Genomic DNA, 21,982 nt, shown 5'->3' with positions numbered 1-21,982 from the left:
CCGCAGCGCCGTGAGGTGCCGGTGGATGTCCTGTTCCACGGAACCGGACATCCACCGGTATCATGGGTCGCTGAACCACACCAGTTCTCGGTGCCGGACTTCTCCGGACGCCGAGGCCGAACGGAAGGACTCCGGTGCCCGCGGCACCCACACACGCAGCAAGCGCTCCACCTGTCATTGCCTCAGCAGAATCAGAATCTGATTCCGCCGGTTCGGAGGGCTCCTCTAGCGAGCCGGGCGACAAACCCGGCGGCCTCCCCTCGCTTCCCTGGTGGCGATGACAGATGGACATCGCACTCAGCATTCTCGCTCTGCTCGGCTTCCTCGCCTTGACCGCAGGCACCGCACTGTTCGTCGCAGCGGAATTCTCCCTCACCGCACTCGAACGCAGCACCGTCGATTCGCAGGCCCGCGACGGTGACCGGCGTTCGAAGCAGGTCCAGCACGCCCACCGCACGCTGTCGTTCCAGTTGTCGGGCGCGCAGCTCGGCATCACGATCACCACACTCGTCACCGGCTACCTGTCGGAACCGGTCCTGGCCCGGTTCATCACCCCGGTGCTGTCCGCGGTCGGTTTCAGCGAATCCGCCGCCGCGGCAACGTCGTTGGTGATCGCCCTGGTCCTCGCCACCTCGTTCTCCATGGTGTTCGGGGAACTGGTCCCCAAGAACCTGGCCATCGCCCATCCCCTGCCCACGGCACGTGCGACGGCAGGCATGCAAGCGGCGTTTTCCCTGATCTTCAAGTGGGCGATCAACGGGCTCAACGGAACGGCCAACTGGCTGGTCCGGCGCCTCGGCATCGAGCCTGCAGAGGAATTGCGGTCGGCGCGGTCACCGCAGGAACTCGGTTCTCTGGTCCGCACCTCCGCCCAGCGCGGCGCCATCGACAAGGGAACAGCGTTGCTGGTCAACCGCTCCCTGCGATTCGGTGAACGCACCGCCGAGGAATTGATGACACCGCGGGTGAAAATCGAGTCGCTGGCCACCACCGACACTGTGGCCGATCTGATCGACACCGCCGCCCGCACCGGGTTCTCCCGATTCCCCGTCGTCGACGGTGACCTCGACGACTCCGTCGGAATCGTGCACATCAAGCATGCGTTCGCGGTGCCTGCCGGTCGTCGCCGCACCACCCGCCTCAACACCCTCGCGCAGAAGGTCCCGGTGGTGCCGTCGAGCCTCGACGGTGACGCCCTCATGGAGCGGATTCGTTCCGACGGAATGCAGGTGGCGCTGGTGGTCGACGAGTACGGCGGCACCGCGGGCATGGTCACCATGGAGGACCTGATCGAGGAAATCGTCGGTGACGTCCGCGACGAGCACGACGAACCGGAGATCGACGTCCAGCGCATCGGTGACGGCTGGTCGTGCTCCGGTCTGCTGCGTATCGACGAGGTGTCCGAGACCACCGGCTACACGGCACCGGAGGGCGAGTACGAAACCCTCGGCGGCCTGGTCCTCACCCATCTGGGCCGGATTCCGGTAGACGGCGACAAGGTGGAACTGCCCGTACCCGACACGGCGCTGTACCCCGACGGCCGGTGGATCGCGACGGTGACCCACATGGACGGACGGCGTATCGACCGGGTGCTGCTCACACCGGTTCCCGTGGAGACGGACGAGGAGGAGGCCGACGATGAGTGATCTTTTCGGAATGCTGCTCACCTTCGTGCTGCTCGCCGGCAACGCGTTTTTCGTCGGCGCCGAATTCGCCCTCATTTCCGCCCGCCGTGACCGCCTCGAGGCGCTCGAAGCGCAAGGAAAGAAACGTGCCCGGACGGTGATCCTGGCCGGCGAGAACCTGTCGCTGATGCTGGCGGCCGCCCAGCTCGGCATCACGATCTGCTCCATCCTGCTCGGCAAGGTCGCCGAACCGGCGATTGCGCACCTGCTCGAAGTGCCGCTCCACGCCGTCGGCCTGCCCGACGGATTGCTGCATCCGGTGGCGTTCACCGTCGCCCTGGCACTCGTCGTGGTGCTGCACATCCTGCTCGGGGAGATGGTGCCGAAGAACATCGCTCTCGCGGGACCTGAACGGTCCGCGATGCTGCTGGTGCCCGTGCATTTGATGTTCATCACTTTGGCCCGGCCGCTGATTTCCTTCTACAACCTGTGCGCCAACGCCACGTTGAGGTTGATGCGCGTCGAACCCAAGGACGAACTCGACGTCACCGTCTCGGCGGTGGAGTTGTCGGAAATGATCGGCGAGTCCCGCTCGGAGGGACTGATCGACGCGGAGGAGCACCGTCGGCTCACCCAGGCGCTCGAAACGACCGACCGCACGGTCAGCGAGGTGATGATTCCTCTCGACAAGGTCCGCACGGTGCCGCTGTCGGCGGGCGGCACCCGCCTCGGCGCCATCGAGGAAGCGGTGATCGAAACCGGGTACTCTCGCTACCCGGTCCGCGCCGACGACGGTTCCTTGTTCGGGTATTTGCACCTCAAGGACGTTCTCGACGACGTCCTCGACGAGGACGCCGGCCCGGACACCGTGATCCCCCGCTCCGATATTCGTCCGCTGCCGCGCATGGCGACCACCACACCGCTCGCCGAGGCACTCGCGGGTCTGCGCCGGGCCAGTTCCCACCTCGGTGCGGCTGCGGACCCGTCGGGCCGGATCGTCGGGATCGTCGCACTCGAAGACCTCGTCGAGGAGTACGTGGGCACCGTGCGTGACGGCACCCACCGGGTGAACGGGATGAACCCGGGGCAGCGGACGAGTTGACCGTGCGGCCCCCCGACAACACGGTCACCGGACGCCCGCTCGAGGTGCTGGCGTCCGGTGACTGGACGGCTCGACGGACCCGCCACCGCGATCGGGTGGCACGAATCGTCGAGCCGTATCAGGAACGCAAGGCGGCCGGAATCAGCCATCCGGTGCACGACTTCCTCTTCACCTACTACAGCTTGCGCCCCAACCAGTTGCGTCGATGGCACCCGGGTTACGGGTCCGCGCTCACCGGTCCCGGGTCCGACGACTACCTCCGCTACACCGGTTACCGGTCGGAAGCCGTCGACGGAGACGCTGTTGTCACCGTCGACCCCGCGGTGCTCGAGCATCGCCGAAGCACCGTCGAATTCGTGGCCGGTCTTCTGGCGGCCACGCAAGCCCGGACTCCACGCCTGAACTGCTTCGGCCTGCACGAATGGGCGATGGTGTACCGGGGCGGCGCCGAGGCGATCCGCCACCAGAGGGTGCCGCTGCGCCTCGGGTTCGACGGCACCGACGCGGTGGTCGAATCGATGCCTTTGCGCTGCACCCACTACGACGCGTTCCGGTTCTTCACCCCTGCGGCGGCGCCCCGCAACGAGTCCGCACTCGACCGGGACGGCCAGATCCGCCGCGAACAACCCGGCTGCCTGCACGCGGGCATGGATCTGTACAAGTGGGCGTACAAACTTGGGCCGCTCGTCGACTCGGACCTGGTGATGGATTGTTTCGAGCATGCACTCGCCGCACGCGAACTCGACATGCAGGCCAGCCCGTACGACCTGTCCGAGTACGGATACGCCCCCGTGCCCATCGAGACTCCCACCGGGCGTGCAGAATACGTACGACGGCAGCAGCACCTCGCGCAACGGGCCGCCCCGCTGCGCGCCGGCCTGCTCGAGCGGTGCCGTCAACTGCTGTCGTAGAGTTCGCCGTTCGAGGCTGGGGGGTTCGGTGACCGGGATTCGACGGCTGCTGGGCGAGTACGAGCGCAGTGTCGGTGTGCCGCCCGGCTCCCACCGCATCGAGTGCCCCGACCCGGGCGCCTTCCTCGCCGCTCGGCTTCCCGTCTTCGACCTGGCGGCGGGGTCGCTCGCGGCCGTCGCTACCGCCGTCGACAGATACCGGGTGTCCTGCGGGTGGGGTCCGCGGTCGTGGCGGCTCGACCCCGAGCGGATCGCAGCAGCGTTCTCCAGCGACCGGCTGTTGCGGGTGGCGGGGGCACCGGTGTCCGGGTTCGCTGAGCTGTCCGGCTTCTTTGCTGTCTCCGACGGTTGGGTGCGTACCCACGCCAACTATCCGCACCACCGTCACCGGCTTGTCGGGGCGATCGACCTCGCCGAGGATGCCGGCCGGGAGGCGGTGGCCGGCCGGCTCCGCGAATTCACCGCGGCCGAGGTCGAGGAACGGGCGTTCGCCGCGCACGCCGTGGCGTCGGCCGTCCGCACGCAGGAAGAGTGGGCGGCCACCCCGCAGGGTGCGGCCGCGGCGTCGGGTGACCTGGTTCCCACCGTCGTTCATCCCGCTCATTCGCCGGGGGCGCTGCGGTCCGGGCAGGCCTCCGCGACGACACCCTTGAGCGGGATCACGGTTCTCGATCTGACCCGGGTGATCGCCGGCCCCGTCGCCACCCGCACGCTGGCGCTCCTGGGCGCCGAGGTCCTGCGCATCGACCCGCCGTTTCTCCCCGAAATCGCCGTGCAGCATCTCGATACCGGGCAGGGTAAACGGTCGACGCTGCTCGATGTGACGTCGGTGGCGGGCCGCAGGCGGTGGGAGGAGCTTCTTGCCGACGCAGATGTGGTTGTCACCGGCTACCGTCCGGGCGCCCTCGACACCCTCCTCGATCGCGCACCCGCACGGGTGGTGCGGGGCAGGGTGAGTGCGTGGGGCCGCACCGGACCCTGGGCGGGTAGGCGGGGCTTCGACAGCATCGTCCAGGCCGCATCAGGTATCTCGCTCGTCGCGGGTGGGCACGCCCCCGGCGCGCTGCCCGCGCAGGCTCTCGATCACGCCAGCGGATATCTGCTCGCCGCCGGCATCGTCGACGCGCTGACCGCGCACCGATCCGACGGCTGCGGCCGGACCGTCGACGTCTCCCTCGCGCGCACTGGTGCGTGGTTGCTGAGTGCACCCGGCCGGTCCGCCGACCCGCCGGCCGCCGCCGTTCCCGGACCGAACTGCGTAGTGTCCCACGGAACTTCGATTACCAGCCGCCCGGCACTGGCCGAGTACGACGACTACCCTTTCCCTGCCCGCCCGTGGGGCGAGGATCCAGCGGTGTGGGCAGCAACCACCTGACCGGTCCCGTAGAGACAGACCACGGTCCACGCGCACGGTCCTCGCCGTGCACTATGGACGCGTGAAGACACATCACTACTCCCTGGCTGTCACCTGGACGGGCAACCACCGCCCCACCGTCCGCGTCGCCGGATGAGCGGCCCCACGCAGCGCCTGATCGTCGACGTCGACACCGGCATCGACGATTCGCTGGCCCTTCTGTATCTGCTGGCCAGCCCGGAAGCGGAGATCCTCGGGATCGCCAGCACCGCCGGGAACGTGCCCGTCGAGCAGGTCGCAGCCAACAATCTGAACTGGCTCGGGCTGTGCCGTGCACCCGACATCGAAGTGGCCCTCGGTGCGCGGGTGCCGCTCGACTGCCCGTTGCGGACCACCGAGGACACGCACGGGCCGCAGGGCATCGGGTACGCCGTCCTCCCCGACTCCGGCCGGTCCCTGTCGGAGCGGGACGCGACCACGATGTGGGTCGAACTCGTCCGCGAGCATCCCGGTGAGGTCACCGGACTCGTCACCGGACCGCTGACCAATCTGGCGCTGGCGATCCGCGCGGAACCCGAACTTCCCCGACTGCTGCACCGACTGGTGGTGATGGGCGGCGCCTACAACCATCCTGGCAACACCACCCCCACCACCGAATGGAACGTCTCCGTCGACCCCGAGGCCGCGAAGGAGGTGTTCGACGCGTTCTCCGGGCTCCCGGAGGGCAGGCGTCCCATCCTTTGCGGGCTCGACATCACCGAGACCATCGAAATGACACCGGACCATGTTCGCCGTCTCGCCGAAGCGGCGGGAAGTGTTCCCGCCGAGGTCATCTCACCGGAGGATGCGTCGCACATCCGGTCACGCACCAGCAACCCGGTGATCCGTCACCTGTCGGACGCCATCCGGTTCTACATGGATTTTCACCGCAGCCACAACCAGGGCTTCATTGCTCACATGCACGACCCGTTCGCTGCGGCGGTGGCGTTGAACCCGGACCTCGCCCGGACACGTCCGGCCACCGTCGACGTCGAACTTCATGGAACCCTTACCAGGGGCACCACGGTCGCCGACTGGGTCGGCCACTGGAACCGGGAACCCAACGCCGACATCGCGGTGAGCACCGACCCGGCCACGTTCTTCGACGACCTCATCGACCGGGTCGGCCGCTACGCCAAATCGGTCGGCTGACACCGACGGCCGCGTCTTCCCGGCTCGTGACATCTGTGCACCGCCAGAAAGGGGGTGCGCGCCGGCCTGCGGGCGCGCAGACTGGTAACAGGAGGTCATCATGCGCTTACTCAATGGCCTACTCGGCGTGGTGACGGGGATTCTCACGGCCCTGCTCGGCACAGTACTGGGAATCCTCGCAGCCGTAGTGTGGCTCGTCGGTGGGGTGCTCTGCGTGACGGTCATTCTGCTGCCGCTCGGAATCCCCGTTCTGAAGCTCGGCCGCCGACTGTTCACTCTTGCCGGGCAGCTGATGCATCTTCCCTGAGCGACCGCCGCCGCGACGCGGTGATTCTGCGACCGATGACGCCCTGACGAGGCGCGAAAAGGTACGCCAGGGCGAACGCTGCACCCTGGGACAGCACGACCATGCCGCCGCTGGCAGTGTCGAGGTGATAGCTCAGGTACAGCCCTGTGACGGCGCAGACCGCCGAGATCGCGGGTGCGATGATCAGCATGCGGTGAAAGCTGTCGGTGAGCAGGTAGGCCGTGGATCCGGGGATGATGAGCATGGCCACCACCAGAATCACACCCACCGCTTGCAGGGCCACCACAGCGGTGAGTGCGAGTAATCCCAGGAGCGCGGCCCCCAGCAGCCGGGGATTGAGACCGATGGCGTGGGCGTGGGTGCGGTCGAAGGCGTAGAGCGTGAAGTCGCGGCGTTTGACGATCAAAGCGACGAAGACGACGGCCCCGAGGATCGCGATCTGGATGAGATCGGAGCGGCTGACGCCCAGCAGGTTGCCGAAGATGATGTGGTTGAGGTCGGTTTGGCTCGGAGTCACCGAAACCAGGACCAGGCCGAGGGCGAACAAGGTGGAGAACACGATTCCGATCGCGGCGTCTTCCTTGACACGACTGGTGTCCCGGACCACCCCGATCAGTGCCACCGCCAGGAATCCGAAGATCACTGCGCCGAGGGCGAAGGGGGCGCCGACGATGTAGGCGAGGACGACGCCGGGCAGGACGGCGTGCGAGACGGCATCGCCCATCAGCGACCACCCGATCAGCACCAGCCAGCACGACAACACCGCGCACACCACCGACGCGATCAGGGTGGTGATCAGTGCGCGGACCATGAAGTCGTAACGCAGTGGGTCGACGAAGAAGTCGATCACGTTCATGGGGTGTCAGGTCCTTGTCATCACGTCGAGGCCGAAGGCCGACGCCAGGTTCGCCGGTTGCAGAACGAGCGTCGGGTCGCCGTGCGCGAGCACCGTGCGCATCAGCAGGATCGCCTCGTCCGCCAGCGCCGGCAGCGCGTGTAGGTCATGGGTGGAGACGAGGATGGCCGCACCTGCACCGGCGAGTTCCCGCAGCAACGTGGTGATGGTGGCTTCGGAGCGTTTGTCGACCCCGGCGAACGGTTCGTCCAACAGCAGGATCGTTGCCTCTTGGGCGATTCCCCGGGCCACGAAAGTACGTTTCTTCTGGCCGCCGGACAATTGCCCGATCTGCCGGTCCGCCAAGTCGGTGAGTTCCACGCGTTCGAGGGCGTGGTCGACGGCCGAACGATCAGCTTTCCCGGGCCGCCGGGTCAGGCCCATGCGACCGTAGCGGCCGGTCATCACCACATCTCGCACGGACAGTGGAAAGGCCCAGTCCACTTCCTCGCTCTGCGGAACATAACCCAGGACACCGGTTTTGCGCGCGGTGGCCGGGGCCTGGCCGTTGATGCGGACCGTGCCGGTATCGGGTTTGACCGTTCCCATGATCGTTTTGAACAGTGTGGATTTGCCGGAGCCGTTCATCCCGACCAGCCCGCACACCCGTCCTGCCTGCAGGGAGAGGGAGACCCGGTCGAGGGCAAGAACGTCACCGTAGTGGACGGTGACGTCCTGCACCTCGACGGCCGGCTGGGGAGTCACGGCCGTTGTCCGTTCAAAGCTGACGTGAGGGTCTCGGCGTCGTGCCGGATCAAATCGAGGTAGGTCGGCACGGGTCCGTCCTGCTCCGACAGCGAATCGACGTAGAGGGTTCCGCCGAAAGCGGCGTCGGTGGCTTCCACCACGCGTTGCATCGGCGCATCCGACACCGTCGACTCACAGAACACCGCGGGTACGCGGTTCTGCTTGACGAACTCGACCGTCGACGCAATCTGCTGGGGTGTGGCCTGCTGTTCGGCATTGACCGGCCAGATGTACTTCTCGGTCAACCCCGCATCCCGCGCAAGATACGAAAACGCTCCTTCGCACGTGACCAGCGCCCGTTCATTGACCGGCAACGCGCTCAACTCGGCGACCAATTCGTCCTGCACCTGCTGCAGTCGGGCCTTGTAGGCATCACCGTTGGTGCGATAGTCGCTCGCGTGTTCAGGATCGAGGTCGCTGAACGCGGTGACCATGTTGTCGACGTAAATCTGCACATTCAGGGGTGACATCCACGCGTGCGGATTCGGTTTGCCCGCGTAGGCATCTTCGCCGATGCCGATCGGCTCGACCCCGTCGCTGACGACCACATGCTCGACCTCCAGCCCCTCGACGAATTGGGCGAACCAGGCCTCCAGATTCATCCCGTTGTCGAGGATCAGGTCGGCCTCGGCCGCCTTCCTGATATCGCCCGGTGTCGGCTCGTAACCGTGAATTTCCGTGCCCGCTTTGGTGAGCGACTCCACCGTCAGGTGCTCCCCCCCGACGTTCTCCGCGATGTCGGCGAGAACAGTGAAGGTGGTCAGCACCACCGGTTTGCCGTCGGCGGGCCCGGCCGCACCCTCGGCGCACCCGGACAGCATCAACGCCGCGGCGAGAGCTGTCAGTATCGCCGCGACCGTGGTTGCCCGTCGCCGCCTGCCCACCCCGAGGTCCGTTGTTTTCACAGTCGAATCATAATGTTCGGTCTTCCGAAACTACAAGTGTGGGTCATCCCGCCGCGGTAGGTACGCGGCTGAACGCCGATCGTCACTGCGCCGAGCCGCGCACCGTGAGCGGTCCCGAGGTGTTGCACCTGACGTAGCGTGAGGTTTTACGGTGGCCTGCATGACCGCGAACGACCCGGACACATCAGCTCTCACGCAGAAACACATCATTGCGGTGGCTCTCGAACTGCCTGGGGTCACTGTGGTGACGGCCAGTGAAGAGGGCGGCGCTCCGCCGAGTTCCTGGGGGGACACCTTCTTCTCATACAATCCTGATGGCGACCCGCCGGCGGAGCAGCGTTTCCCGTTCGCCACCATCGTGACGAACGACGTCGAGGGGTGGGACACCTCCTCGAACGTGAACCGGCAGGGCGTATTTCGTCTCAATGTCTCGGTCGGCCGGGACCGCTTCCGCGAACTACTCGGCTTCTCACCGGCCGAACATGCGCAGCGCAGCAGCGGCATCGATTACAGCGCACTGGACCGACTGCTCCCCCACCCGAACTACGCAGCCCAATCGTGGGTATCGATCCTGAACCCGGGAGTCGCGACCGCGCACTCCGTGCCGGGTCTACTTGCCCTCGCGCACGGACGAGCGAGGGCGCGACACTTCCGGCGAAGCGCACGATGAACGCCGTCTTCCCTCCGAGTTCGCGCACGCCCCGCTGCGACGATGCATGATCGCGAGATGGACGGGTACACAGTCGGACAACTGGCGGCGCTGTCGGGCATTTCCGTCCGTACCCTCCATCATTACGACAGCATCGGCCTCCTGAAGCCGCACGGGCGCAGCGCGGCCAACCACCGCGTGTACTCCCCCGACGACGTGCAGCGTTTGCGGCACATACTCTTCTATCGAGAGCTGGAGTTCGGGCTCGACGAGATCGCCGACATCCTGGCCGAGCCCCACGCCCGCGTCGACGATCACCTCCGCCGACAGCACCGCCTCCTGCGGCAGCGTCAGGCACGCACCGAGGAATTGCTCGACGCCATCGAAAAGGAAATGCGCGCTCGCCACATGGGGGTGGCACTGTCCCCGGAAGAGCAGCTCGCCATTTTCAGCACCGACAGTTTCGGTGAACGACTACGCGAGGCCGAGCAGCGGTGGGCCGAGTCGAATCAGAACCAGGAACTACCGCGGCGAACCGCCGCCTATACCAAGGACGACTGGGTGGCGATCAAGGCAGACGCCGATGCCAACATCCAGGAATTCGTCGACGCGATAGCCGCGGGTGAGCCGGCCACCGGCGCAGTCGCGATGCAGGCGGCCGAAAACCACCGTGCCCACATCGCACGGTGGTTCTTCGACTGCACCCACCGACAGCACCGGGACGTGGCTGCTCTCTACCTCGCCGACCCGGCGGCGGCCGCGCACTGGAACGAGATGGCACCCGGGTTCGCGCAATACGTTCACGACGCGATAGTGGCGAACGCCGACCGCGCCGGCTGACGACCCGACGACCACAGGACTTCTCGGTTGCTCAGGAACCGTTGACCAGTAGGTCGAGGATCCACACCAACCACGGAATCCCACCTTCGATCGGCAACTCCCACATCGTCGACACCCCCTGCTCGCATCCACTGTCCGGACGTCGCCATTGTGCACGACTGCGCGACATGTGCCCGCCAAAGCGCTCACAACCCGACTCGAACCGGCGTGTCGACGCACGGGAGGAGTTCGGCGGTCAGCCGGCGGAAGCGCCGAACCACTGGGGCAACTGACTGAGCAGCTCCTGCTGATCATCACCTACCCATGCCACGTGGCCGTCCGGCCGCAGCAGCACGGCGGGCACGTCGAGTTCCTCGCTGACATCGACGACGTGGTCGACCCGGTCGGCCCAGCCGGCCACCGAGAGCCGGCCCGTCTGGTCGAGCAGGAGTCCGCGGCCACCATGCATGAGCGCGTAGAGGCGCCCCCGCTTCAGCTGAATGTCCCGCAACCGCCGGCCGAGCAGTGGGTGCCCCTCCCCGAAGTCGTAGCGAACCCCGATCGCGGTGACCTTCTCGGTCAGGTACCGGTTCACGTCGTCGATGTCCATCAGTTCCGACAGCAATCGGCGCACGGCCCGCGGACCCGGCTCGGTGGACATCAGTTCCGACTGCACGCGGGTGTTGTTCAGCACGTCGGCGGCTACCGGGTGCCGTTCGCTGTGGTAGCTGTCCAGCAGCCCCTGCGGGGCCCAGCCGCCCACCTCGGCGGCCAGCTTCCAGCCCAGATTGAACGCGTCCTGGACGCCGAGGTTGAGGCCCTGCCCGCCCAGCGGTGGGTGGACGTGCGCCGCGTCGCCGGCCAGCAGTACCCGGCCGACCCGATAGCGTTCGGCCAGCCGGGTGGCATCACCGAAGCGGGACAGCCACCGCGGTGAATGCACACCGAAGTCGGTGCCGGCGAACACGCGGAGCTGTTGCTTGAATTCCTCGAGGGTCGGCGGAACCGACCGGTCTTCGGCCACCCCCTCGGCGGGCACGACGACGCGGTACACCCCGTCCCCGGTGGGACCGGCGCCGAAATTCTTGTGGGTCTTGCGGACCTCGCTGATCACGGCGTCCAGTGTCTCGGGCGGAGCGGTCACCTCCATTTCGCCCAGCAGCGACTCGACCCTCGTAGGTTCGCCGGGGAAGCCGACCCCGAGCAGCTTGCGCACCGTGCTGCGGCCGCCGTCGCAGCCGACCAGGTAGCGCGAACGCAGCTGCGTGCCGTCGGCCAGCTCGATGGTCACCCCGTGGTCGTCCTGGCTCAACCCGACCAGTTCGCTGCCGCGGCGGATCGGGGTGCCGAGTTCCGTGGCGTGCTCGGTCAGCAGGCGTTCGGTGACGGGCTGCGGGATGCCCAGGACATACGGATGTGCGGTGTCGAGCCGGTCGGGTTGCGGCTTGGTGATGCCGGCGAAAAAGCCGCTGAGCGGATACTGCTTGCCGTGCGCGAGAAACCGTTCCAGCAGACCGCGCTGATCCATCACCTCGATGCTGCGCACGTGCAGGCCGAGCGACCGAACATGCCTGGTCGGCTCCTCGTCCTTCTCCAGCACGAGCGCGTGCACGCCCTGCAGCCGCAACTCGCAGGCCAGCATCAACCCGGTCGGTCCGCCCCCGGCAATGATGACGTCGAACATGACACTCCCCCATTTCGCCACAGTGGTTTTCGAAGCCGGCCGCTCCGCTCGTGCACACGAGAGCGCACTTCGCAATTTCCGCAGGTTGCGGCTTCGACCGGAGATTCTGCAGCACTACCCGGGTCTTGCCGCAAGGCCCCTTGTGCGTTATATGTTGGAAGTGGCAAGGAGTGAACGACTCCTTGCCGTTCTCATGTGTACAGCCGGTGCGGATGCCGGACGTCGAGTCAGGTCATACGTCGGCGAGAAGCATGGTCACGAAACTGCGGGTGCTCGCCGTCTGGGGTCGACCGGCGACCTGGACGAGCGAAATGGTGCGTTCGACCGTCGGCTGCAGCGGTATGTGGACGAGACCGGCGAACGAGATCATGGGAAGCACGAGTTCGGGTACCGCTGTGACGCCGAGCCCGGCCGCCGCCAATCCCGCTACCGCGCCGATGTTCTGCGCCTGCATGACAGGTCCGAGTTCGATGCGCGCGTCCTCGACGGCCCGGCGGACGGGCGCCGCGATGCTGCTCTCGGGTCCGAACGCGATGAACGGCTGTCCGGCGAGATCCGACCACCTGAGTACTTGCCGATCGGCGAACGGATGTGTCGGCGCGACGGCGCAATAGAAGGAGTCGCTCGTCAGAACGTCCTGTTGCAGCCCGGGCAGAATCCCCGAGGTGGTGACCAGGGCGAGGTCGACCGTGCCCGAGTACACGGCGTCGAGAACCTCCTGACGTAGTCCGTCCCGGATCTGGAGGCGCACGTCGGGGTGCTGCTCGCGGAAGCTCACCACGTACGGAGGAAGGAACGTGGCCGCGAGCGAGGGCAGGCATGCCACCGTCACGATTCCGCGGTCACCGGTGACGAATCGTTCGATCTGCGTGAGCCCGTCGTCGAAGTCGTGGAGCATCCGCCGGGCGTGTTCGATGATCTCGTGCCCGTGCGTGGTCAGCTCGACACGGCGCGTGGTGCGTTCGAACAGTGTGACGTCGAGCCTGCGCTCGGCCTCGGCGACCGAGCGGCTCAGCGAGGACTGAGACACGTCGAGTGCGGAGGCCGCCGAGGTGAAGCTCGCGTAGTCGGCGATGGCGACGATGCTCCTCAGGTGAGAAATCCCGAGATTGATGCTCATGCGCATCAGTATGGCCGGTATTCATGGCCTATTCATGATTTCCACTCATCAATAGATCAGGTATTGATATTTGACGCGCAAATGTGAGGGGCGCGACACTGAGACTCCATTTCGAAGGAGGTCACATGGTTGCCGCGCTCGGGTTCGCCACGATCGCTTGTTTCCTGGCGCTGGCGTTCAGCCGCCGGGTCTCGGTGCTGGTCGCACTGATCCTCGTTCCCGTCGCGTTCGCGATCGTGGGCGGATGGGCGCCCGACCTCGGGGAGATGGTGGGCGACGGTCTGCTGAAGGTCGCGCCCGTCGCCATCATGATCGCCTTCGCGGTCCTGTATTTCAGTCTGATGGTCGACGTGGGACTGTTCGACCCGGCGATCCGCCGGATCGTCCGCTGGGCGGGTGGCAATCCCACCAAGATCGCCGTCGGAACCGCGGTGCTGACCCTGCTCGTCGCGCTCGACGGCGACGGAACCTCGACCTTCCTGATCACCATCTCGGCGTTGCTGCCCATCTACCAGAAACTCGGCATGCGCCCGGTCGTCCTGACCGGCATCGTCTGCTTGGCTGCGGGACTGATGAACATGATTCCGTGGGGCGGCCCGACCGTCCGTGCGATGGCCGCACTCGACCTGACCAGCGCCGACATTTTCACGCCGGTCCTGCCCGCGATGGGCGCCGGGATTCTGTGGGTCCTGTTCGCCGCCTACATGATCGGCCGCACGGAACGTAAACGGCTCGGTGTCACCGAACTGGCGTTTCCCGGTGGCGGTGGTCCCGGCACGCCGCATATCGCCGATGCGCCGGTCCGTACCGGGCGCCAACGGGCGGTGATGGCGTTCAATACCGTGCTCACCCTCGTGCTGATAGTGATCCTGCTGTTCCAGCTCGTGCCGCTGGAGGTGGCATTCGCCATCGCATTCGCACTCGCGCTCGCCGTCAACCGCCCGAAGTGGGACGACCAGCAGGCCCTGTTCGCCAAGCACGGCGGCAACGTCACCATGGTGGTGGCGATGATCCTCGCGGCAGGCGTGCTCACCGGAATCCTCAACGGCACCGGGATGATCACCGCGATGGCGCAGACCTTCGTCTCCTGGATTCCGCAGTCCGCCGGTTCCCTGATCCCCGTCATCACCGCCGTCACGTCGATGCCGCTCAGCCTGGTCTTCACCCCCGACGCCTACTACTTCGGCGTCGTGCCGGTACTCGCGGAAACCACCGCCTCATTTGGAGGCGACCCCGCAGAGATCGGCCGCGCCGCAATCCTCGGCCAGATGACCACCGGATTCCCGCTCAGCCCGTTGACCGCCGCGACGTTCATCCTGATCGGACTGAGCAAGGTGGACCTCGGCAAGCACCAGCGGTTCATCTTCGGCTGGGCCTTCGGGACCACGATCGTGATGACCGTTGTAGCGCTACTCACCGGCGCCATCTCGCTGTAATCGTCCGCGCCGCCACACACCACACGTCGAACAAGCAAAAGGATTTTGAGACCGTGACACCATCGAGCACCCGCGGCAGCGCCTCGCGGAGCGTGCGACTCGGCGCCGGATCCGGGTTCTCCGGGGATCGCATCGACCCCGCCGAGAAACTCGCCCGGCAGGCCGATCTCGACTACCTGATCTTCGAATGCCTCGGCGAACGCACCGTTGCAGCCGGAAACGCTCGCCGACTCGAGAACCCGGACGACGGATACGATCCGCTCCTCGCCGCACGCATGCGCGCGGTTCTCCCGCACACGCTCGCGTCCGGGACCACGGTGATCACCAATGCCGGTGCCGCGAACCCTCTCGCCGCGGCCGAATTGGTCTCCGACATCGCGTCCCGGTCCACCGACCGGCAGGTGCGCGTCGCTGCCATCACGGGCGACGCGGTGCGGGGGCAAGTGCTGCGCCACGACCCCGTCGTGTGGGAAACCGGGAAACGACTGTCGGAGCACGACGAGGAACTCGTCTCCGCGAACGCGTACATCGGCGCGGAGGCCGTGATCCCCGCGCTCGAACTGGACGCCGACGTCGTCGTCACCGGGCGTCTGGCCGACCCCTGCCTCTACGTCGCCCCACTCGCCCACCACTTCGGATGGGACCTGGCCGACCACGAAACCATCGGCGCCGCAACGGCGGTCGGGCACCTGCTCGAATGCGCCGGACAACTCACGGGCGGATACTACGCGGACCCCGTCACCAAACCGGTGAAGGGAATGGCCGATCTCGGCTTCCCGTTTGCCGACGTCCTCGCCGACGGATCGGCCACATTCGGCAAACTCGACGGATCCGGCGGGATACTCACCGAACGAACCTGCGCCGAGCAACTCCTGTACGAGGTGGGAGATCCCACGTCGTACCTCACCCCGGACGTCACCGCGGACTTCGGCAACGTGTCGTTCACCAGCGTCGGACCCGACCGGGTCGCCATCACCGGTGCAACGGGGCGTCCCCGCCCACAGCAGCTGAAGGTCACCCTCGGATTCCGTGGCGGCTGGCTCGGTGAGGGGCAGATCAGTTACGCGGGACCACGCGCCTACCCCCGTGCCCAGCTCGCCGCGGACATCGTCACCGAACGTCTCGTCGAGGTACACGGTTTCGCCGAGGGCGCCGTCTCCGTCGAATACATCGGCGCCGGTGCTGCTTTCCGCGGCCTCGACACCGACACCGCTGCCCACGAGGTGCGCGTGCGGGTCGCCGCCCGCGCATGCACCCGGGAGGAAGCCGACCTCGTCGGCTGGGAGGTGGAAAGCCTGTACACCAACGGACCGGCCGGCGGAGGCGGCGCCCGGCGCTCGTCGACCGAGGTGCTCGCGATCCGCTCGTGCACCCTCCCCCGCGACCTCGTGTCCACCCGGGTGCATCTGACGGAGGTTTCGACATGACCACAAACGCAGCTGTTCAGAAGATCGACACCCTCGCAGACGTCCGCGCCGGCGACAAGGGAGACACGCTCATCCTCGCCGTGCTGGCCAGGGACCGGGCCGCCTATCAGCTTCTCACGCAGAGACTGACCGAGGACGTCGTCGCCGCCCACTACGGTGAGCTGGTCACCGGACCGGCCCGGCGCACCTGTCAGCCGAACCTCATGGCGATGGTGTTCGAGTTGCCCGGTGTCCTCGGCGGCGGGGTCACAGGCTCCCCCGCACTCGACGGACACGGCAAAACGCTGGGCTACCACCTGCTGAGCCTCGAAATCTGACCGGCTACGCGGGATTTCGGTCCCGAGAGGCTGCCAGGGTGGCGGCGAGCGTCCGCCGATCGAGTTTGCCGCGCGGGGTGCGCGGCAAACTGTCGACCGCGAGTACCTGAACCGGCATGCTCGGGCTGGGCAGCGTGGCGCGCAGATGCCGCCAGATCTCGCTGGAACTCGGCCCGTGGCCGTCGACCACGATCGCGGCGGCCGGTGCCTCGCCCATCCGGCTGTCTGGTACACCGATGCACGCAGCCTCCGTGATCCCGGGAAGCGCGGTCAACGCCGCCTCGATGGCCGCGGGTTCCACATTGAGTCCCGCCCGGATCACCGTGTCGCTGTCGCGGCCGAACAACTGCAGGCTGTTGCCTGTCACGCGGCCGCGGTCCCCTACCGTCATCCACCCGTCGGCGGGGCCGTTCACCACGCCGTCCTCGGTGAGGTAGCCGTCGAACAGCATGTCGCTGCGCACGTGAACGAGGCCATCGCGAATTTCGGCGTCGACGCCGTCGAACAGTTCGCCTGCCGCATGCTCGTCGGCGGCGCCGAGACCCCGGTCGAACGATACGAAGCTCAGTTCGGAGGCGCCGTAGAAGTGCACGAGCGATGCGTTGGGCAGCACCTCCTGCAATGCCTGACGTCCGGTGCGCGGCCACCGGGCCGCCGAGGACAGCACCTCGCGGACGCTGCCGACCGGACCGATCCCCGACCGCACCACATCCCACGCGATGGTGGGTACCGAGTACAGATGTGTCGCCGCGTCGCGCAGCGAGTGCGTGACCGGGCGCAGATCCACCGTCGCCCCGCGGGTGAGGCCGTGCAGCGCGCCGTACAGGAAATGGGTGTGGTCGAGGACTCCGGGCACCGCCACACGATCCCCGCGACCGATATCGAAGGTCGCGTCGGAGCGGTCGAGGGTGGTGGCCCACGATCGCTGGTTGCGCACGAACAGCTTCGGCTCACCGGTGGTGCCGGACGTGATGCCGACCAGCAGTTCGGTGTCGGGACGCGCCCGGTCCGCCGCGCCGTCGGATTCGAGGCTCTCCGCCGTCTCGACGGTCCCGTCGAATCCCAGTCTCCGCAACCTGGCGTGCTGCTGCGACGCGGCCACCACGGCACCGGGTTTCGCGAGCTCGAGCACCCGCGTCAACTGCGCGGGCAGGAGGTGGCGGTGCAGCAGCACGACGCTGACTCCCGCGTGCATCGCCGCCGTCACCGCGACCAGCGACCCCACATCCGACGTCGGCAGCACGGCCACCCGGTTCATGCCGTCGAGCCCGGCGGCGGTGCGAGTGACCCGCGACCAGAACCGGCCGTAGTCGACGGTCTCGCGTGCGGACACGACCGCTGTCGTCTCCGGGTTCTCGGCGGCCCGTCGAGCGACACGCTCGGCGAGCAGTTCAGTCATCGTCGACTCCCCGTGCGACGAGGGCGTCGCCCATCGCATCCGCGGTCCGAAGTGCACGCACCAGAACCGGTGTGGCCAGCGCCGTCATCGACCATTGCAACCCGCGTGCCTTCCGCGCCTGCGCCACCTCCTGCACGATCCCCGTCAGCAGCGGGATACACCGGATCGCCAACGCGAGCAGAAGCCCGATCCTGTCCGGGTCGACCCCGAACCTCCGCAACGGCCCGAGTGCGCGCGACACCGTGTCGAGCATGTCGGTGACCCGGGTGGTGAGCGTGACCAACGCGGCGAGCGCCACCGAGATCAGCAGCACGCCGCACACGACGACCGCCCGCGCGGGCGACGTGATCAGCACCTGAAAGATCGCGATGATCACCAACATCCACACCACCGGACGCAACTGCGCCACGGCGACCCGCCACGGAATGGAGGCCACCGCGAACAGCAGGCCCACCACCAGGACGACGACGCCGACCTCGAGCGGGGTGCGCACGAACACGGTGGCCGTGACGATCGACGCGATCAACAGCAGCAGTTTCAGCCCTGCGGGCATCCTGTGCAGGAGTGAGTCGCCCGGGCGGTACAGGCCGATCATTCGACCAACTGCCGGTACGCGGGAACGGCGTCGTCCGGACTGCCGTCGAACGCGACGAGACCGTCGTCGATGACGATGACCCGTTCGAAGCTCTCCAGCAACGCCAGTTGATGGGTCACGACGATCACCTGCTGGTCCATCGAATCGAGTGCTTCGGAGACGACGCGCGCGTTCCGCAGATCCAGCAGCGTCGTCGGCTCGTCGGCGATGACCACCTCGGGTCTGCGGATGAGGACGGCGCCGATGGCGAGCAGCTGCTTCTGGCCCCCGGACAGCAGGTGCGCCGGGTGGTCGGCGTGCTGGTCGAGCCGGAACCGCACCAGGATCTCCTCGACACGACCGGCGATCTCCTGTTTGCTCAGACCGGAGCGGCGCAGCGAGAACGCCAGGTCCTCCGACACCGTGGGCATGACGATCTGGGTGTCGGGGTCGGTGAACACGAACCCGACCTTGCGTCGCACCTGCGCGCCCTTTCTGGCGGCGTCGACACCGTCGACCGTGACGGTGCCGGAGGTGGGCTTCAGCAATCCGTTGATCATCCGCGCCAGCGTCGACTTGCCGGAACCGTTGGAACCGATGATGCCGACCCGGCGCTCGGAGAAACGCAGGTCGACGCCGCGCAGCACCGGACGGTCCCCGAAGGCGTGGGTCACCGAATCGAAGACGATCTCACTCACGACACACGCTCCACGAGCATCGCGATGCCCTGTCCGCCGCCGATGGCGCAGGCCGCGAGCCCGAGCGTGTGTCCGCCCTCGCGCAACATCTGACTTGCCAAGCGCACCAACAAGATCGCACCCGACGCGCCCCACGGATGTCCCATGGCGATGGCGCCGCCCTGAGGGCAGATCACCGACTCGTCCAGGCCGAGTTCGTCCGACACCGCCAGCACCACCGACGCGAAGGCTTCGGTGATCTCGACGACGCCCAGATCCGCCACGTCGTATCCGGTTCTCTTCAGAAGTTTGCGGATCGCGGGAACCGGTCCGAGCCCGGGCAGCGCCGGGTCCGATCCCGCGACGGCGGATCCGAGGATTCGCAGCGCAGGCAGTCCGGCGGCCAGCGACTCCGTCGTCACCGCCAGCACGGCGGCGCCGTCCGAGATGCCGCAGGAGTTGCCCGCCGTGGCCGTTCCGCCGGCACCGAAACTGGGGCGCAGCCGCGCGAGCCTGGTCTCGGTCATGCCTGCGCGAATGCGCTGGTCCCGCACGATGTCACCGATCGGGACGATTTCCGACGAGAAGTCGGCGGCGGCCGCGAGCGTGTGCGACCGCGCCGCGTACGCGTCCTGCCGTTCACGGCTGATGCCGCGCACCCGCGCGAGATCGTCGGCGGCCGCTCCCATGTCGGGGTCGGGAAAGCCTTGCGGCGCAAAAGGAGCGCGGGTGTAGCGCACCGGATCGGCGCCCACCGGCGGCCAGAACCGCCACGGCGCCGTGCTCGCCGATTCAACGCCTCCCGCCAGGATCAGCTCGTCGGCGCCGCTGCGCACACGGAGCGCTGCCTGCATCACCGCGTCGAGGCCGGACCCGCACTGCCGGTCGACGGTAACTCCGGGAACTTCCACACCCATCCCCGCCTGCAGCGCCGCGACCCGCGCCGGGTCACCGCCCGGTCCGAGGCAGTTGCCGAGGACGACATCGTCGACCTCGGCATCGATGCCCGACTCCCGTAGCGACGTCAGAACCTCGCGCAGCACTGGGGCCGCCAGATCAGTGGTGGTCAGATCGGCGAACCCGTGCCCGGCATTGCCGATCGGCGTCCGACGCGGCGCCACCAGAACAGGGTCAGAGCTCATGCCAGCCAGTCTCTCACTCGGCCTCGGGCGACCTTGCCACTGGCGGTCCGCGGCATCGACACGATCGGCACCCAGCGGCGGGGCAGCGCTTCCTTCGTCAGCGTGCGGCGCGCGCGGGAACGGATCTCCCCGATCTCCGCAGTGCCGTCGAGTTCTACCACGGCGGTGACGGTCTCGCCGAGCACCGAATGCGGCGATCCAACGACGGCGGCCGCGGCGACACCGTCGAGCGTCTCGAGGATGCGCTCGACATCCTCGGCGACCACCGTGGTGCCGCCGACGTTGATCGCGGATTCGCCCCGGCCGCGCACCGTCAGCTCACCGTTGTCGCCGAGTTCGGCCAGGTCACCGACGCCGAACCACTCCGGGACTCCGATCACGCTGTACGGCGACCGGACGTAGAGCAGACCGTCGCGGATGTCGGCGTCGACGCCGTCGAGCAGCCGGAGCGGTTCGGGCACCCGGCGCGCCGCAACGAGGGACAGTTCCGCGGCGCCGTAGTACTCGACGATGTCGATGCCGTCCGCCACCGCGCGGGCGCCGTCGTCCAGGGCGGTGCCGGCGACGATCGCCGTGCGGAGTTTGGGCGCCTTCCCGACCACGTCCCGCAGGACGGCGGGAACGGCGTGCACCACCGTCGCCCGGGATGGGTCGTCGGTGACGCACGCACCTCGCCAGAGTGCATGCACTGCGCCGAACAGGTGCATCGTGGCGTGCAACGGGCTGGTGATCAGCACATGGTCGGTCGCGTCGATGCCGGTGATCGCCGTGAATGCCGGAAAGCTGTCGAACCAGGATGCCGCGGTGCGCGCGAGCGGACGCGGCCTGCCGGTGGAGCCGGACGTCGCGACCAGCAGAAAAGCGGACAGTGGAATCACCGAGCGGTCCGGACGCGCCTCGGGGTCCTCGACGATGACTGCCGTCCCCTGCCGCGCCGCCGCGCACACGCAGATCAGCGCATCCGGGACCGGCAGCGTCGACGCGTCGTACGCAGGCGTACCCGGGCCGTGCTCGAGGATCCATCGGTCGATGGCACGGTCGAGTTCGGCGTAGGTGTAGGTGCGGTCTTCGAAGTCGAGAGCTGGCTGATCGCCGGAGCCGCCGAGCTCGAAACTCACGTACGGATGAGGCCGGGGTACGCGCGATGCACGCTCTTGGCGACCACGGTCGCGACGACGACCTTGAGCAGGTCACCGGGGATGAACGCGAAGTTGGTGGTGATCGCGGCGCCGACACCCAGATCGGTGCGGAGCAGAAGTCCGACGGTGCCGAAGACGTAGATGACGACGATCCCACCGAGGGCGTTGATCAGAAGGCCGAGCGCGATCGGATACTTCGGGAGGATCCGGGCGGTGAGGAGGCCGATGACCAGCGTCGCGGGAATCCAGCCGACGAGGTATCCGGCGCTGGGGCCCGCGAGTGCGGTCAGTCCGGTGCGGCCACCGGACAGCAGGGGCAGACCGATCAGGGTCAGTGCGATGAAGACCGCGACCGCGGCTGTGCCCTTGCGCGCACCGAGCACCGCGCCGGCGAGGATGACACCGAGTGTCTGCAGTGTGATCGGCACTCCGCTGAAGCCGACCGTGATGGCGCCGGGCAGTCCCAGTGCCGCGATCAGCGCGGCGAACACCGCGATCTGCGCCATGTCGCGCGCTGAAATACCCAGCCTCGACACCCGAGCACTTCCGACATCCGTCATGA

At 67.5% G+C, this 21,982-nt stretch carries 23 protein-coding genes; 11 read left to right on the top strand and 12 right to left on the bottom strand.

What is annotated here, in order from left to right:
- Positions 1–284 precede the first annotated feature (284 nt).
- The 6 genes from ACH49N_RS04050 (at position 285) to ACH49N_RS04025 (ending at position 6,490) form a co-directional block, all read left to right on the top strand.
- Positions 285–1,646: a hemolysin family protein gene (locus ACH49N_RS04050; protein WP_159922496.1), complete on the top strand. Its 1,362-nt coding sequence runs from the start codon at positions 285–287 to the stop codon at positions 1,644–1,646.
- On the top strand, positions 1,639–2,727 hold the full coding sequence (locus ACH49N_RS04045; RefSeq protein WP_358274058.1) for a hemolysin family protein: 1,089 nt from the start codon (positions 1,639–1,641) through the stop codon (positions 2,725–2,727). Before ACH49N_RS04050 ends, ACH49N_RS04045 begins: the two co-directional genes overlap by 8 nt.
- A 2-nt stretch (positions 2,728–2,729) precedes the next feature.
- Complete coding sequence (locus ACH49N_RS04040; protein ID WP_397504400.1) at positions 2,730–3,638, top strand: 3-methyladenine DNA glycosylase; 909 nt, start codon at positions 2,730–2,732, stop codon at positions 3,636–3,638.
- A 76-nt stretch (positions 3,639–3,714) separates the two neighbouring features.
- Positions 3,715–5,013 (top strand): CoA transferase, encoded by a 1,299-nt coding sequence (locus ACH49N_RS04035; protein WP_358274169.1) that lies wholly within the window; start codon positions 3,715–3,717, stop codon positions 5,011–5,013.
- Positions 5,014–5,145: 132 nt separating this feature from the next.
- Positions 5,146–6,183 (top strand): nucleoside hydrolase, encoded by a 1,038-nt coding sequence (locus tag ACH49N_RS04030; RefSeq protein ID WP_358274056.1) that lies wholly within the window; start codon positions 5,146–5,148, stop codon positions 6,181–6,183.
- 100 nt (positions 6,184–6,283) lie between these two features.
- Complete coding sequence (locus tag ACH49N_RS04025) at positions 6,284–6,490, top strand: hypothetical protein (RefSeq protein WP_109330106.1); 207 nt, start codon at positions 6,284–6,286, stop codon at positions 6,488–6,490.
- Here ACH49N_RS04025 and ACH49N_RS04020 read toward each other — a convergent pair.
- From ACH49N_RS04020 to ACH49N_RS04010, 3 genes are read right to left on the bottom strand one after another with little or no spacing between them, the layout of a single operon-like run.
- Positions 6,456–7,346 carry a metal ABC transporter permease gene (locus ACH49N_RS04020; RefSeq protein ID WP_358274054.1) on the bottom strand — a complete coding sequence of 297 codons (891 nt, stop codon included), beginning with the start codon at positions 7,344–7,346 and terminating at the stop codon, positions 6,456–6,458. The genes ACH49N_RS04025 and ACH49N_RS04020 overlap by 35 nt on opposite strands.
- Before the next feature lie 6 nt (positions 7,347–7,352).
- Positions 7,353–8,090, bottom strand: coding sequence for a metal ABC transporter ATP-binding protein (locus tag ACH49N_RS04015; protein WP_159922503.1), 738 nt, complete (start codon positions 8,088–8,090; stop codon positions 7,353–7,355).
- Positions 8,087–8,953, bottom strand: a complete 867-nt coding sequence (locus ACH49N_RS04010; RefSeq protein WP_358274168.1) for a metal ABC transporter substrate-binding protein — start codon at positions 8,951–8,953, stop codon at positions 8,087–8,089. Before ACH49N_RS04010 ends, ACH49N_RS04015 begins: the two co-directional genes overlap by 4 nt.
- A gap of 244 nt (positions 8,954–9,197) precedes the next feature.
- Here ACH49N_RS04010 and ACH49N_RS04005 point away from each other — a divergent pair, with 244 nt between their 5' ends.
- Positions 9,198–9,707 carry a DUF6194 family protein gene (locus tag ACH49N_RS04005; protein WP_358274052.1) on the top strand — a complete coding sequence of 170 codons (510 nt, stop codon included), beginning with the start codon at positions 9,198–9,200 and terminating at the stop codon, positions 9,705–9,707.
- 57 nt (positions 9,708–9,764) lie between these two features.
- Positions 9,765–10,526 (top strand): MerR family transcriptional regulator, encoded by a 762-nt coding sequence (locus tag ACH49N_RS04000; protein ID WP_358274050.1) that lies wholly within the window; start codon positions 9,765–9,767, stop codon positions 10,524–10,526.
- A 31-nt stretch (positions 10,527–10,557) separates the two neighbouring features.
- Here ACH49N_RS04000 and ACH49N_RS03995 read toward each other — a convergent pair whose 3' ends face one another.
- From ACH49N_RS03995 to ACH49N_RS03985, 3 genes are all read right to left on the bottom strand, one after another.
- Positions 10,558–10,695: a hypothetical protein gene (locus tag ACH49N_RS03995; protein ID WP_201453384.1), complete on the bottom strand. Its 138-nt coding sequence runs from the start codon at positions 10,693–10,695 to the stop codon at positions 10,558–10,560.
- Positions 10,696–10,761: 66 nt separating this feature from the next.
- Entirely contained in the window at positions 10,762–12,189 is a 1,428-nt protein-coding gene (gene rox, locus ACH49N_RS03990; protein WP_358274048.1) for a rifampin monooxygenase, read from the bottom strand.
- 232 nt (positions 12,190–12,421) lie between these two features.
- Complete coding sequence (locus ACH49N_RS03985; protein WP_358274046.1) at positions 12,422–13,315, bottom strand: LysR family transcriptional regulator; 894 nt, start codon at positions 13,313–13,315, stop codon at positions 12,422–12,424.
- A 119-nt stretch (positions 13,316–13,434) separates the two neighbouring features.
- Here ACH49N_RS03985 and ACH49N_RS03980 point away from each other — a divergent pair, with 119 nt between their 5' ends.
- Genes ACH49N_RS03980 through ACH49N_RS03970 form a run of 3 tightly spaced genes read left to right on the top strand, consistent with a single transcriptional unit; the run spans position 13,435 to position 16,489 of the window.
- Complete coding sequence (locus tag ACH49N_RS03980; protein ID WP_159922513.1) at positions 13,435–14,745, top strand: CitMHS family transporter; 1,311 nt, start codon at positions 13,435–13,437, stop codon at positions 14,743–14,745.
- Positions 14,746–14,798: 53 nt separating this feature from the next.
- A complete protein-coding gene (locus tag ACH49N_RS03975; protein WP_358274044.1) occupies positions 14,799–16,172 on the top strand; it encodes an acyclic terpene utilization AtuA family protein in 1,374 nt (457 codons plus the stop codon).
- On the top strand, positions 16,169–16,489 hold the full coding sequence (locus ACH49N_RS03970; RefSeq protein ID WP_358274042.1) for a hypothetical protein: 321 nt from the start codon (positions 16,169–16,171) through the stop codon (positions 16,487–16,489). The genes ACH49N_RS03975 and ACH49N_RS03970 overlap by 4 nt, the downstream gene beginning before the upstream one ends.
- A gap of 4 nt (positions 16,490–16,493) precedes the next feature.
- On the opposite strand, the gene ACH49N_RS03965 is transcribed toward ACH49N_RS03970, so the two are convergent.
- Genes ACH49N_RS03965 through ACH49N_RS03940 form a run of 6 tightly spaced genes read right to left on the bottom strand, consistent with a single transcriptional unit; the run spans position 16,494 to position 21,980 of the window.
- Positions 16,494–17,888, bottom strand: coding sequence for an AMP-binding protein (locus ACH49N_RS03965; protein ID WP_358274040.1), 1,395 nt, complete (start codon positions 17,886–17,888; stop codon positions 16,494–16,496).
- On the bottom strand, positions 17,881–18,483 hold the full coding sequence (locus ACH49N_RS03960; protein WP_317744957.1) for an energy-coupling factor transporter transmembrane protein EcfT: 603 nt from the start codon (positions 18,481–18,483) through the stop codon (positions 17,881–17,883). The genes ACH49N_RS03965 and ACH49N_RS03960 overlap by 8 nt, the downstream gene beginning before the upstream one ends.
- Positions 18,480–19,160 (bottom strand): energy-coupling factor ABC transporter ATP-binding protein, encoded by a 681-nt coding sequence (locus ACH49N_RS03955; RefSeq protein ID WP_208961530.1) that lies wholly within the window; start codon positions 19,158–19,160, stop codon positions 18,480–18,482. The genes ACH49N_RS03960 and ACH49N_RS03955 overlap by 4 nt, the downstream gene beginning before the upstream one ends.
- Positions 19,157–20,281 (bottom strand): thiolase family protein, encoded by a 1,125-nt coding sequence (locus tag ACH49N_RS03950; RefSeq protein ID WP_358274038.1) that lies wholly within the window; start codon positions 20,279–20,281, stop codon positions 19,157–19,159. The genes ACH49N_RS03955 and ACH49N_RS03950 overlap by 4 nt, the downstream gene beginning before the upstream one ends.
- Complete coding sequence (locus tag ACH49N_RS03945; protein WP_358274037.1) at positions 20,278–21,399, bottom strand: synthetase; 1,122 nt, start codon at positions 21,397–21,399, stop codon at positions 20,278–20,280. Before ACH49N_RS03945 ends, ACH49N_RS03950 begins: the two co-directional genes overlap by 4 nt.
- On the bottom strand, positions 21,396–21,980 hold the full coding sequence (locus ACH49N_RS03940) for a biotin transporter BioY (protein ID WP_159922529.1): 585 nt from the start codon (positions 21,978–21,980) through the stop codon (positions 21,396–21,398). Before ACH49N_RS03940 ends, ACH49N_RS03945 begins: the two co-directional genes overlap by 4 nt.
- Positions 21,981–21,982 lie beyond the last annotated feature (2 nt).

This window comes from Rhodococcus sp. NPDC019647 (genome assembly GCF_044389235.1).
GTDB classification, from domain to species: Bacteria; Actinomycetota; Actinomycetes; order Mycobacteriales; family Mycobacteriaceae; genus Rhodococcus_F; species Rhodococcus_F oxybenzonivorans.
The sequence above is the reverse complement of the archived record's forward strand: the minus strand, read 5'-3'. Positions and strand labels throughout refer to the sequence as shown.

Bases quoted from the DNA above. Each gene is read 5' to 3' on its own strand.
- ACH49N_RS04050 (WP_159922496.1), top strand. From the start codon at position 285: ATGGACATCGCACTCAGCATTCTCGCTCTGCTCGGCTTCCTCGCCTTG.
- ACH49N_RS04045 (WP_358274058.1), top strand. From the start codon at position 1,639: ATGAGTGATCTTTTCGGAATGCTGCTCACCTTCGTGCTGCTCGCCGGC.
- ACH49N_RS04030 (WP_358274056.1), top strand. From the start codon at position 5,146: ATGAGCGGCCCCACGCAGCGCCTGATCGTCGACGTCGACACCGGCATC.
- ACH49N_RS04025 (WP_109330106.1), top strand. From the start codon at position 6,284: ATGCGCTTACTCAATGGCCTACTCGGCGTGGTGACGGGGATTCTCACG.
- ACH49N_RS04020 (WP_358274054.1), bottom strand. From the start codon at position 7,346: ATGAACGTGATCGACTTCTTCGTCGACCCACTGCGTTACGACTTCATG.
- ACH49N_RS04010 (WP_358274168.1), bottom strand. From the start codon at position 8,953: ATGCTGTCCGGGTGCGCCGAGGGTGCGGCCGGGCCCGCCGACGGCAAA.
- ACH49N_RS04005 (WP_358274052.1), top strand. From the start codon at position 9,198: ATGACCGCGAACGACCCGGACACATCAGCTCTCACGCAGAAACACATC.
- ACH49N_RS04000 (WP_358274050.1), top strand. From the start codon at position 9,765: ATGGACGGGTACACAGTCGGACAACTGGCGGCGCTGTCGGGCATTTCC.
- ACH49N_RS03995 (WP_201453384.1), bottom strand. From the start codon at position 10,695: ATGTCGCGCAGTCGTGCACAATGGCGACGTCCGGACAGTGGATGCGAG.
- rox (WP_358274048.1), bottom strand. From the start codon at position 12,189: ATGTTCGACGTCATCATTGCCGGGGGCGGACCGACCGGGTTGATGCTG.
- ACH49N_RS03985 (WP_358274046.1), bottom strand. From the start codon at position 13,315: ATGCGCATGAGCATCAATCTCGGGATTTCTCACCTGAGGAGCATCGTC.
- ACH49N_RS03980 (WP_159922513.1), top strand. From the start codon at position 13,435: ATGGTTGCCGCGCTCGGGTTCGCCACGATCGCTTGTTTCCTGGCGCTG.
- ACH49N_RS03970 (WP_358274042.1), top strand. From the start codon at position 16,169: ATGACCACAAACGCAGCTGTTCAGAAGATCGACACCCTCGCAGACGTC.
- ACH49N_RS03965 (WP_358274040.1), bottom strand. From the start codon at position 17,888: ATGACTGAACTGCTCGCCGAGCGTGTCGCTCGACGGGCCGCCGAGAAC.
- ACH49N_RS03960 (WP_317744957.1), bottom strand. From the start codon at position 18,483: ATGATCGGCCTGTACCGCCCGGGCGACTCACTCCTGCACAGGATGCCC.
- ACH49N_RS03950 (WP_358274038.1), bottom strand. From the start codon at position 20,281: ATGAGCTCTGACCCTGTTCTGGTGGCGCCGCGTCGGACGCCGATCGGC.
- ACH49N_RS03940 (WP_159922529.1), bottom strand. From the start codon at position 21,980: ATGACGGATGTCGGAAGTGCTCGGGTGTCGAGGCTGGGTATTTCAGCG.